Raw genomic sequence first — 11237 nt, forward strand, 5'->3', positions numbered from 1 at the left:
ATTGCCGGGGACCGCCAACCGCTGGGTGCGGGCGGCGAAGCGCAGAAATCGTGTTTTGCGATTCTGCTGACGCAGCCGCGCGCATTCCGGTGGCAGAATCGGCCTCGCATGCTAAATTTAGCGGTATGAGCAGTGCAGAACCCCATATCAGCGAAAATCCGCGGTCTGAAACCCGTCCTGTCATCCGCCAGCTGGACGACAGCGCCATCAACCGGATTGCCGCCGGGGAGGTGGTGGAACGCCCCGCGTCAGCGGTCAAGGAACTGGTGGAAAACGCCATCGACGCCGGCGCCACACGGATCACGGTGGAGATTGCCGATGGCGGCAAGACCCTGATCCGGGTGACGGATGACGGCTGCGGCATGACGCCGGAGGATCTGCCACTGGCACTCAGCCGCCATGCGACCTCCAAGATCGACGGCTCGGACCTTTTGAATATCCACACCTTCGGCTTCCGCGGCGAGGCGTTGCCGTCGCTTGGCGCGGTGGGGCGGTTGACGATCACCAGCCGCGCAGCGGGTCACGAGGCTGCGCAGATCCGGGTATCCGGCGGCAAGCTGGAGCCGGTGAAACCGGCCGCCTTGCGGGCAGGCACCATCGTCGAGTTGCGCGACCTGTTCTTTGCCACCCCGGCGCGGCTCAAGTTCATGCGCACCGACCGGGCCGAAGCGCAGGCGATCTCCGACACGGTGAAACGGCTGGCGATGGCGGAGCCCTCGGTGGGCTTTACTCTGCGCGACGTCTCAGGTGGAAAAACTGGCGGCGGCGAAGGGCGGGTCACCTTCCGTGCCGATCCGCTGTCCGGCGACCTGTTTGATGCGCTGCACGGGCGGCTGGCCTCAGTGCTGGGCCGGGAATTCGCCGAAAACGCGCTGAAGATCGACGCGACCCGCGACGGCATCCGGCTTTACGGCTATGCGGCACTGCCGACCTATTCCCGCGGTGCCGCGGTGGCGCAGTTCCTGTTCGTGAACACGCGGCCGGTGAAGGACAAGATGCTGACCGGTGCCTTGCGGGCGGCCTATTTCGATTTCCTGAGCCGCGACCGGCACCCGGCGGCGGCGCTGTTCATCGATTGCGACCCGCAGCTGGTCGACGTGAACGTGCATCCAGCCAAATCCGAGGTGCGCTTCCGCGACCCCGGCCTGGCGCGCGGGCTGATCGTGTCCTCCCTGCGCCATGCGCTGGCCGAAGCCGGGCACCGCGCCTCCTCCACCGTGGCCGGCGCCACGCTGGGGGCGATGAAGGTGGAGCAGCCCACCGCCAGCGGCGCCCCGCGGGTCTATCAGATGGACCGCCCGTCTTATGGCGCACGGCACGCCTCCTATGCGGCGCAATCCCCCGGCCAGCCGCCGGCACCGTCTTATGATGCGCCGTCATCGCCAGGCTTTGCCGAACTGGCGGGGGCTTACAGCGGCCGGGTGACGGAAACTCCAGAGGCACCAGTGGCCCCGGGTCAGCCCTCGGATGCGCCCGAGGCCACCGCGCCCGGGGCTGAGCAGCTGCCGCTGGGTGCGGCCCGCGGCCAGGTGCATGAAAACTACATCATCGCCCAGACCGCCGACGGTATGGTGATTGTCGACCAGCACGCCGCGCATGAGCGGCTGGTCTATGAAAAGCTGAAGAAGCAGATGGCGGAAAACGGTGTTGCCGCCCAGGCGCTGCTGATCCCGGAAATCGTTGAGCTCAGCGACAACGACTGCGCCTGCCTCTTGGGCGTGGCGGAGGAACTCGCAAAATTCGGCCTCGGCATCGAGGCATTTGGCGGCAACGCCATTGCGGTACGGGAAACCCCGGCGGTCCTGGGGGAGGTCAACGCCGAGGCGATGATCAAAGACATCCTGGACGAGCTGTCGGATCAGGGCGAAAGCCAGCTGGTGCAGGCCAAGATCGAGGCGATCCTCAGCCGGGTCGCCTGCCATGGCTCGATCCGGTCCGGCCGCAGGATGCGGGGCGAGGAGATGAACGCGCTTCTCAGGGAGATGGAGGCCACCCCCCATTCCGGCCAGTGCAACCATGGCCGCCCCACCTATGTGGAACTGAAACTGGCAGATATCGAGCGCCTGTTCGGGCGCAGCTGAATAATAACCCCCGGTAAAGGGAGGACGAGCAGTGACATTGGAACAGGCCCAATGGGCAATCTACGCGCTGGCCGGGCTGGCGGCGCTTTTGGCCTTGGCGGCGTTGCGTCTGCGCGGCCATGCAAGGCGTATGGAGCAGCTCAACGCTGATCTGCGCAGCCATAACGCGGGCTTGCAGGCTGAGGTGGCGCGGCTGCCGGAACTGACGGATGAACTGGCCACCCTGCGCCGCACCAGCGAGAACGAGCGCACCGCGCGCTATCAGGCCGAGGCGCAGGTGCAGGCGCTGAAGGCGGAGCATGCGGCGCGGCTGGAAGAGCTTCACCACATGAACCAGCAGATGGAGCACAAGTTTGCCGCACTGGCCAATGGCGTACTGAAACAGAACTCCGAAAGCTTCCTGAGCCTGGTCAGCGAGCGGTTCCAGGCGCACAGCAAGACAGCGGATGCGGATCTGGCCAAGCGCCACGCGGCGATTGAGAGCCTAGTGAAGCCGCTGGATCAGAAGCTGGGACAGTTCGGCGAGCGGATCAAGGAGATCGAGCAGGCCCGCAATGAGGCCTATGGCGCGATCAAGGCGCAGGTGAAGCACCTGGCCGAGGGCCAGGCGGCGCTGGGCGGCGAGACCCGCAAGCTGGTTCAAGCCTTGCGCGCACCGAAGACCCGTGGCCGCTGGGGCGAGATGCAGCTGCGCCAGGTGTTCGAGATGGCCGGCATGGCCGAGCATGTGGATTACGAGCTGGAGAAAAGCGTCGGCACCGATGAGGGCCTGCGCCGGCCTGACGCGGTGGTGCGCATTCCCGGCGGCAAGAGCATCGTGGTGGACGCCAAGACTCCGCTGGAAGCCTATCTGGACGCGCTGGAGGCGGAGACGCCGGATCAGCAGCAGGCAGCGCTGGCCCGCCATGCGAACCATGTGAAGACCCATGTCCGGCAGCTGGCCTCGAAATCCTACCAAAGCGCCTTGGGGGAGACGCCGGATTTCGTGGTGATGTTCATCCCAGGCGAGACTTTTGTCTCCGCCGCGGCGGAAGCGGACCCGGGGCTGATCGAATACGCATTCGAAAACAAGGTTTTGATCGCAACGCCAACCACGCTGATGGCCTTGGTCAAGTCGATTGCCTACGGCTGGCAGCAGGAGAAGATGGCGGAGAACGCGGTCGAGGTGCAGAAGACCGCCAAGGAGCTTTATGACCGGCTGGCGACCTTTTCCAAGAACCTGGCCTCGGTCGGGCGGTCGCTGTCCTCCTCGGTGAACAACTACAACAAGGCGGTGGGTTCGCTGGAAGCCCGGGTGCTGCCGTCCGCCCGCCGGTTTGAAGCGATGGGCGTGGTGGCAAACGGGGCGGAGCTTGAAGATCCCGGTCAAGTGGAAGTCGAGCCGCGCCAGGTGGCGCTTCTGGCGGAGGAGTAGATGCGGCTGCCGCCGGCATTGCGTGCAGGAGCTGCAGGAGAGGCAGCGCTGCGGGCTGCGGAGGTTGAGGCAGAGCGTATCGTCGCGCTTCTGCGGATCGCGGTGGCACTGGGCCTGATGCTGGCGATGGTGCTGGCCCTTGATTCCGTGCGGGTGGTGGATGAGCCGCACTTGCGGCGCCAGATCGGGCTGGCAATAGGCACCATGCTTTCTTACCTGACCGTTGGTGTTCTGATCTATTGGGCGATTGGCAGGGGGCTGTTCCAGCCTTGGATGATCTGGCTGGCGGTTTTGGCGGACTGCTCCTTTCTTCTGTTGAACACCTTTCTGTCTCTGGTGAACACCGGTGTGCCCGGCGGTGCGGTCTTTGCGATGCCAGCTGTGTGGATGGCGCCGGTTGTGCTGGCCTTCGGAGTGCTGAGGCTCAGCCCTTTGCGGCTTGCGGTGATGCTGGTGCTGATAGCAGCCGGGTTTGGCTGGATGATCCTGTGGCAGCCGCCTGAAGCCGCGCCGGATCTGGTTGAGCGGATCAGGCTGACCCTGGATGCGCCGCCGAACTTCATGCGCCTGGTGATGCTGTGCCTGGCAGGCGCAGTTCTGGTGGTGGCTGCGGTGCGGATGCGCAGCCTGCTGCACCGTTCATTGGAAGAGGCGCGTCAAAAGGCAAACCTGACCCGCTACCTGCCGGCCCAGCTGGCGGGGCGGCTGGCAGGAGGCGGGCTGGAAGCGCTGCAGGAGGGCCGCCAGCAGCAGATGGCTATCCTGTTCATCGACATCCGCGGCTTTACCAGCTGGTGCGAGGGCCGCGAACCGCAGGAGGTCAGCAGCCTGATTACGGAATTCCGCGCCCGGGTGGAGGACGTGGCAGGCCGGACCAGCGGGCTGATCGACAAATACATCGGTGACACGGCGATGATCCTGTTTGAGGGGGAGCGGGCGGCGGTCCGGGCGCTGGACTGCGCCGAGGGCCTGCTGGAAGAAGTGTCCGCATGGTGCCGGATGCGGGAGCAGGCGGGCGACGCCGGGCTGGCTGCCGGGATCGGGGTGCACTGGGGTGAGGTCTTCTCAGGCGTGACCGGCACGCCGCAGCGGCTGGAATACTCCGTATTTGGCGACACCGTGAACACCGCGGCGCGTCTTGAGCAGCTGACCAAGGAGCATGGCATGGCGCTGATTGCCTCTGAGACGCTGCTGAAGAAAGCCGGGGCGGAGCCCGCGCGCAACGGCTGGACTGCGCTGCCGCCGGCGGTCTTGCGCGGGCGCAGCAAGGGGCTCGCGCTCTTCGGCAAGGCGCAAGGCTGACCGCCGCTCCATTTGCCCCAGATCAAAGACTTAGGCGTTTCGCCCGCGGTTTGATATGCTGAGGCAGCGAACAGAAGGAGTGGAGCAATGCTGGAGATCTCAGTCCGCAAAGTGGCGCAGGTGGCGATGATGGCCCGGGAACTGGGCCGCGCGGAGGGCGAGCTGCGCGCCTTCATTGACCGGATGAGCGAGGACCAGCAGGCGGAGCTGGTTGCCATCATGTGGGTCGGCCGCGGCAGCTTCGAAGCCGAAGAGCTGGGGGATGCGATCTATACAGCCCGCCAGGAAGCGACCACCCCGACCGCGGATTACCTGATCGGCACCCCGCATCTGGCCGATAACCTGGAAGCCGGGCTGGAGGCGCTGGGCATCGACGTGCATGACGTCGAGGACGATGTGATCGGCCGCTGAGCCCAGGTTTTCAAAGCTGTCAGGATACCTTGTGTTCGCAAAGAAGAAGGGCGCCGTGTTGCCGGCGCCCTGTTGTTTTCCTTCAGTGGATCAGCCCTTGCTGTCAACAACCTCGAGGTGCTGCGCCAGCTTGCCGATTTCACCCATCCATTTCTCCACCAGAGCCGGATCGCTGGGCGCCGCGTGAACCCCGGCGGCGATCTTGCCGTTCATGGCGGCCTCGATGGCGAAGGAGACCGGGTAGGACACCAGGCGCGCCATCGCGGTGCCGCGCTCATCGCCCCAGGCGTCCATCACATAGGTCTTGTGCCAGACCTCGGCGCCGTCTTTCTCGGCCTTCAGGCCCACGCAGAGGACAACCCGGTCCGGCTCGCCCTCGTCATAGGCGTTGTCGGCCCAGAACTGGTCCGACATCTCCTTGAGACGGGCGTCGCCTTCGGGGCCGGAGAGGGTCTCGACCTCCTTGAACACATCCGCCCAGGCGTCTGCCCAGCCATTGAGGCGCAGGGTGCCGCGGACGAATTCCTTCACTTTCCAGTCTGTGCCGAACTCATACTGCGCCATGAAGGGGATCGAGTCGCGGTTCGGGTAGACCTCGAAGCTTTCCGGTTCGGGCAGCGGCGCCTCATAGGAGGAGATCGCATCCCAGGGGCGGGCAACGTCCAGCTCCTTGAAGTCGCGGATCGACTTGGAGGGCGAGCGCAGCGCCTTCAAAACGCCCAGCGGCGACCAGCTGAACTTGTAGCGGAACGGGTTCGGGGTCTTGGGGATGCCGCCGCAGTAGGAGATGAAGCTGATCTCGTTTTCGGGGTCAAAGGCGGCGGAGGCCTTGTAGTCCGCCACCAGCGCATGGGCCATCAGGTGGTCGATACCCGGGTCCAGTCCCACCTCGTTGATCAGGCAGACGCCGGCGTCCTTGGCCTTCTGGTCCAGCGCGCGCATCTCCGGCGCGATGTAGGAGGAGGAGACGAAATGCGCGCCGCGTTCGATCGCCAGTTCGGCCAGCGGCACGTGCCAATCGCCGGGCAGCATCGAGACGATCACGTCCTTGGGGCTCAGCATCTGGCCCAGGTTGGCGATGCTGAAGGCGTGGATGTTGGTGGTCAGATCGCCAACCGCCTCGCGCGCCTTGTCGGTGGTCCGGTTCCAGACAGCCACGTCATGGCCCGCTTCCAGCAGGCGGCGCAGGCCGGGGATTGCCGACAGGCCGGTGCCGCACCAGTGAATAGTCATGAGAGTTCTCCCTTATCCGAATTTCAGTTTGGCCGCGACGATTACCAGAACGGCACTCACGGCGCAGATATTGGCCAGGATCAGAGGCCAGTCGCCGACCATCACCCCATATGCCAGCCACAGCGAAACCGTCGCCAGGAACATCAGGTTCGAGGGCAGCGACAGGCCGGAGGTGTCGCGGGAGGCCCAGGCCTTCCAGGCCTGGGGAATCCAGCAGACGGTTCCGAGAATGGCCGCCAGATAGCCGACGTAAGGCGCGATCATTTGGGCAGATGCTCCAGGAATGTGGCCTTGGCCCGGCCCCAGACACCGCTCTCCAGATCCGTCAGCGCCTGCAGCGAGGGCAGAAGCTGGGCGGCGTAGTCTTCCGAGCTTTCCACCGGCAGCATCGACGGCAGGTTGTCGATCGCCATAACGTCCAGCACCGGGTTTTCGGCGACGCGCAGCGCGGGGGCCTCCCAGGTGGTGGCGCGGTCATAGACCGGCACCGGGTTATAGTCGCTGTCGGGGTCGCAGGCGACATCACCGATGGCAGTGAGCTTGCGGTCCGCGCTCAATGCTTCACGGGGAACAAAGACCGGAGTGCCCGGGCGCGCGAAGATGCAGTTCAGGAACAGGTCATGGTCCAGGATCTCCGGGAAGGGGCCGCCGTGGGCAGTCTCGGCCATGTCCCACTTGGTGACGGCGACGCCCATCGCTTCGCAGAGGTCGGCAGCACCGGTGCCGACACGGCCAAGCGCGCCGATTACGATGGCCGTGGGACGGTCCCTGTTCAGCGCGTCCAGCTCTGCGCCCAGATCTGACAGCAGCGCGTCCTTGCCGGGATAGACACCAACCGGCCCGCACAGTTCGCCGCGCTGCTGGGCCGCCCAGGATTTCAGGGTCACTGCGGCGCCGGCATAGCCTGCCCAGTAGCCAAAGGCGGCGACCCGGCGGCCGCTCTCGTCGACCAGATACTCGAGATCATAAAGCGTGCCGCCGCCGGCCTTGAACCGTTCCAGCAGCGCTTTGCCGGAATGCTGGCCCTTGAAGGCATGACCGAACATGATGTGGCGGTGCGGCAGCGGCGTGCCGTTTTCGGGCAGTTCCTTCAGGCCGAAGATGATCGCGTCCGCAGGCGCGTCGGGCCAGGAGTTCTCCGGCGCAATCTCGCAGCCCGCGTCAATGTAGCCCTGCAGCGGGATTGCCCGCACCGAGCTTTCCTCCACCGTGACCTTGATGCCGCCTGCCAGCAGTGCCTTGGCGCCTTCGGGGGTCAGGCCGACCCGCTCTTCGTTGGGGCGCTGTTCGGCCCGTACCCACAGATGCGTCATTGTCATGTCCTTCAAAGCATTCCCTTGGCATAGACCGAGCGGATCGACTCGCGCTGTTCCATTGCCGTCATGAAGTTCTGGATTTTTGGGAAGTCCGCCACGTTCACCCCGTCGCCTTCGAGCCAGGTGCAGACCACATACAGGTAGCAGTCGGCGAGGCTGACCTCGCCGCCCAGCACAAACGGCCCGCGCAGCCCGGACTGGCTGATGTAGCCGCAGGAGGCTGCCATGGTCTGCGGCACCATTTTCTGCATGTCTTTCCAGCTGGAGCGTTCCTTGGCCCAGCGGTGGCCGCGGCGCATATGGGCGTGGTTCACATGCATGGTGGAGGCGAGATAAAACATCACCTCGCGCATCCGGGCCAGCTGCACCGGTTCTTGCGGGCGCAGACCTGCGTCTGGCGCCATATCGGCGATGTATTCCAGGAGCGCTCCGGTCTCGGTCAGGATGCCGCCCTCGACCGCCAGCGCGGGCACCCGGCCCTTGGGATTGATCTGGGCATAGGCCGCGCCGGTCTGTTCCTTGGCGGCAAAGTCGATTTTCACCGCCTCATAGTCTATCCCGGCCTCTTCCAATGCGATGGCCACGGCCACCGAAATGGTGTTGGGGGCGTAATAGAGCTGCATGGTCTTCCTCCCGATCGGACGTCAGAAATGTGTCTGGGCAAAATGCCGGTCCGGCGCTTCCAGATGCGGCACTGCGTTGAACAGAACCGGGCTCCAGTGGCCGCCAATGGGGAACAGCCGGTGCATGGAGGTGTTCATGATCGCCAGTGCAATCCGCGCCATGCCCGTGGTGTCCAGCCCCATCGCCTGCCGCAGCGCCATGGAGATCAAACCGCCAGATGTGATCACCAGCGCCGGGCCGTCGCCTGCGGCGATTTCCTCCAGCGCCTGCCGGGTCCGGGTCTCGAATTGCGACCAGCTTTCGTAAGGCTCCGCAATTTCGCCTGTTGCCCAGGCGTCAAAGACCCTGGGCAAGTGGTCGACAAAGCCCTCGCGCTCTTCCGGGATCGGCAGCCCGTGCTGATCGCGCATCGCCTCAGCCAGGGTGAAATACTCCATCTCGTTGAGGCGCGCGTCCTGCACCGCGTCTGCGTATCCCATCGAGGCGGCGGTCTCGATATGCCGGGTCAGGGTGCCGCAATAGACGCGGGGATGATGGTTGCCGCTGTTGCGCAGATGCTCCCCCAGCCAGACCGCCTGCTGGTGGCCCAGGTCGCTCAGCCGGTCATAACTTACCTCGTCACGGGCGCTGGTATTGGCCTGGCCGTGGCGGATCAGCGTGATGTGGGACATAGGCGGGCGGCTCCGTTGTTACCGGGGAAGTCTTAGGGGAGGTTCCGGGCAGAGGGAAGAGAGGGTTTGGGCGCAGGTCCCTTCAATTCCATTGAGAGCGGCAAAAACTTGGCGCACTGTGGGCCTGTCAGCCTGGAGAGATGTCATGCCCCTCAATCCTCAGCGTTTTCTAGATGATCTGCATACCTTGCGCAGCTTTGGTGCGTCGGGCGTGGGCAAGGGGGTGGTGCGGCAGGCCTATTCCGGGGCCGACATTGGCGCGCGCAAATGGCTGGCGGAACGGATGAAAGAGGCCGGTTTAGAGCCGCATTTCGACCCTCTCGGCAATCTCTTCGGCCTGGCCGGGGAGAAGAGCCTGCTGGTGGGCTCGCACAGCGACAGCCAGCCCGAGGGCGGCTGGCTGGACGGGGCGCTCGGCGTGGTTGCCGGGCTGGAGGTTGCCCGCGCGGCCAGGGAAGCAGGCGGGCCGCCCATTTCCTGCGTCAGCTTCCAGGATGAGGAGGGGCGGTTCGGTGTGCTGACCGGCTCGGATGTCTGGACCGGCAAGCTGGCGCTGGAGGAGGCGGACGGGTTCACTGACAATGGTGGCAATACCCTAGCGGACATGCGGGCGCAGATGGCGGATCTGGCCGGTGATTTCCTGCCGCACGAGCTGTTCAGCGGCTTTCTGGAAATGCATATCGAGCAAGGGCCTTATCTGGAGGAAACCGGGCTTGGGCTTGGGGTGGTGACGGATATTGTCGGCATCCGCGACATGCGGATCACCTTCGAAGGCCGCCAGAACCATGCGGGCACCACGCCGATGCACCTGCGCCGGGATGCGTTTCAGGCGCTGTCTGCCTTCAATGCGGCTCTAAACAGCCGTTTTGCCAATGTGGTGACACCCGCCACGGTCTGGACCATCGGCCATGTGGCGCTGCATCCGAATGCTTCTTCGGTGGTGCCGGGGCGGGTGGAGTTCTCCATGCAATGGCGCGATGCGGATGCAGACCGGCTGGCACGGATGGAAACGCTGATCAAGGATACCGCGCAGGAAATCTCGGATGCCCACGGCGTCACCGCGGCGCTTGGTCCGGTGATGGGGATCGAGCCGGCGGCGATGGATGCGCGGTTTCAGGCGGAACTGGCCAACGCGGCAGAGGCGCTCGCTCCCGGGAAGTGGCAGAAGATGCCCTCCGGTGCGCTGCATGATGCGGCCAATCTAGCCACGGTGATGCCTGCGGGGATGCTGTTCGTGCCCTCGATCGGCGGCATCAGCCATGCCTTTGACGAGGATACGGACGAGGCGGATCTGGTGCTGGGCTTGCAGGTGCTGGACCGTGCGGCGCGGGCACTGGCGGCAAGACCTTGACGGCACGCAACAGGGACAGGGCGCTCCCGCCTGTTCCCGGACATTCGAAGAATGCCCGTCACAGTTGGGCCGGGCGCCGCTGGCGCGGCGCAGCTCAGGCCCGTCCGTAGCCGCGTTTCAGCATCCGGTTGCGGTGCTTGTCGGCGGCCAGCGAGGCCTCGCGCAGGTTGCCGTAGATGTTGATCACGCTTTGCCCGTTGCTGCCGGCCACGCCCCATTCACGCAGCACGGAGACCTCGGAAAACAGGTTCATCGCCAGCTCGATGCGGTAGAACCGCGACGGGCGCGAGGGGGCTTGGCGGTAGAGCAGACAGGTGGCCATGCGATGAGTCTACGCGCAGCGATTTGCCCGGGCAAGAGGCCAGTGCGGGCAGCCTTATGCCGTGCCCAGAAGCGTCAGGCCCAAGAGCAGCGAAGAGAGCGCGGCCAACGCAAAAGCGGCGGTGCGCAGGACCGGAAGGCCTACGGAATAGATCACGTAATGCGCCACCATGCCGAAAAAGAAAGTGGCTCCCAAGGTGCCGGGATGGTCTTCGGCGGGCATCACCAGCGCGGCGAGGATGGCGAGCGGTGCAAAGGCGGCAAACAGCTCGACGCCGACGATATGCGCCCGGTGCGCGCGCTGGGCCCAGGGCGACTGAGGTTTGTCGTCGGGGCTGGGATTGGCGAGCGCCCCCATCAGGCCGCGGACAAAGATCCGGTCGAGAATATAGGGCACCCAGGCCACCGCCACCCATAGCCCCGACAAGGCGGTGAAATACTGCAGCTGCGTCATTGCGCGTTCCTCCATCTGACAGGAGAAAGCGTAGTGTTTTCAGGCAGCTTTTCTACTTT

At 65.1% G+C, this 11237-nt stretch carries 12 protein-coding genes; 5 read left to right on the forward strand and 7 right to left on the reverse strand.

Annotation, left to right across the window (positions count from 1 at the left end; all coding sequences use genetic code 11):
• Nucleotides 1–125 precede the first annotated feature (125 nt).
• The 4 genes from mutL (at nucleotide 126) to ACFMBG_RS01970 (ending at nucleotide 5208) form a co-directional block, all read left to right on the forward strand.
• Nucleotides 126–2081 (forward strand): DNA mismatch repair endonuclease MutL, encoded by a 1956-nt coding sequence (gene mutL, locus ACFMBG_RS01955; RefSeq protein ID WP_421053041.1) that lies wholly within the window; start codon nucleotides 126–128, stop codon nucleotides 2079–2081.
• A 31-nt stretch (nucleotides 2082–2112) separates the two neighbouring features.
• Nucleotides 2113–3495 (forward strand): DNA recombination protein RmuC, encoded by a 1383-nt coding sequence (locus tag ACFMBG_RS01960; protein ID WP_421053042.1) that lies wholly within the window; start codon nucleotides 2113–2115, stop codon nucleotides 3493–3495.
• The gene (locus ACFMBG_RS01965; protein WP_421053043.1) at nucleotides 3496–4797 is read left to right on the forward strand and encodes an adenylate/guanylate cyclase domain-containing protein; all 1302 of its coding nucleotides are present in this window, start codon (nucleotides 3496–3498) and stop codon (nucleotides 4795–4797) included.
• An 87-nt stretch (nucleotides 4798–4884) separates the two neighbouring features.
• Nucleotides 4885–5208 carry a DUF3775 domain-containing protein gene (locus ACFMBG_RS01970; RefSeq protein ID WP_421053044.1) on the forward strand — a complete coding sequence of 108 codons (324 nt, stop codon included), beginning with the start codon at nucleotides 4885–4887 and terminating at the stop codon, nucleotides 5206–5208.
• Nucleotides 5209–5298: 90 nt separating this feature from the next.
• Here the strand turns inward: ACFMBG_RS01970 and ACFMBG_RS01975 are convergent, their stop codons facing one another.
• From ACFMBG_RS01975 to ACFMBG_RS01995, 5 genes are read right to left on the reverse strand one after another with little or no spacing between them, the layout of a single operon-like run.
• Entirely contained in the window at nucleotides 5299–6441 is a 1143-nt protein-coding gene (locus tag ACFMBG_RS01975; RefSeq protein ID WP_421053045.1) for a saccharopine dehydrogenase family protein, read from the reverse strand.
• 12 nt (nucleotides 6442–6453) lie between these two features.
• The gene (locus ACFMBG_RS01980) at nucleotides 6454–6705 is read right to left on the reverse strand and encodes a SemiSWEET family sugar transporter (RefSeq protein ID WP_421053046.1); all 252 of its coding nucleotides are present in this window, start codon (nucleotides 6703–6705) and stop codon (nucleotides 6454–6456) included.
• Nucleotides 6702–7754, reverse strand: a complete 1053-nt coding sequence (locus tag ACFMBG_RS01985) for a saccharopine dehydrogenase (protein WP_421053047.1) — start codon at nucleotides 7752–7754, stop codon at nucleotides 6702–6704. The genes ACFMBG_RS01980 and ACFMBG_RS01985 overlap by 4 nt, the downstream gene beginning before the upstream one ends.
• Before the next feature lie 11 nt (nucleotides 7755–7765).
• Nucleotides 7766–8380, reverse strand: a complete 615-nt coding sequence (locus tag ACFMBG_RS01990; RefSeq protein WP_421053048.1) for a glutathione S-transferase family protein — start codon at nucleotides 8378–8380, stop codon at nucleotides 7766–7768.
• Between the two features lie 21 nt (nucleotides 8381–8401).
• Nucleotides 8402–9052: a histidine phosphatase family protein gene (locus tag ACFMBG_RS01995; protein WP_421053049.1), complete on the reverse strand. Its 651-nt coding sequence runs from the start codon at nucleotides 9050–9052 to the stop codon at nucleotides 8402–8404.
• A 145-nt stretch (nucleotides 9053–9197) separates the two neighbouring features.
• On the opposite strand from ACFMBG_RS01995, the gene ACFMBG_RS02000 reads away from it, so the two are divergent.
• Nucleotides 9198–10403 carry a hydantoinase/carbamoylase family amidase gene (locus ACFMBG_RS02000; RefSeq protein WP_421053050.1) on the forward strand — a complete coding sequence of 402 codons (1206 nt, stop codon included), beginning with the start codon at nucleotides 9198–9200 and terminating at the stop codon, nucleotides 10401–10403.
• A 94-nt stretch (nucleotides 10404–10497) separates the two neighbouring features.
• On the opposite strand, the gene ACFMBG_RS02005 is transcribed toward ACFMBG_RS02000, so the two are convergent.
• The gene (locus tag ACFMBG_RS02005; protein ID WP_421053051.1) at nucleotides 10498–10725 is read right to left on the reverse strand and encodes a WGR domain-containing protein; all 228 of its coding nucleotides are present in this window, start codon (nucleotides 10723–10725) and stop codon (nucleotides 10498–10500) included.
• Between the two features lie 54 nt (nucleotides 10726–10779).
• Nucleotides 10780–11193 (reverse strand): MAPEG family protein, encoded by a 414-nt coding sequence (locus tag ACFMBG_RS02010; protein WP_421053052.1) that lies wholly within the window; start codon nucleotides 11191–11193, stop codon nucleotides 10780–10782.
• Nucleotides 11194–11237 lie beyond the last annotated feature (44 nt).

The organism is Leisingera coralii, from assembly GCF_049056525.1.
GTDB lineage: Bacteria > Pseudomonadota > Alphaproteobacteria > Rhodobacterales > Rhodobacteraceae > Leisingera > Leisingera coralii.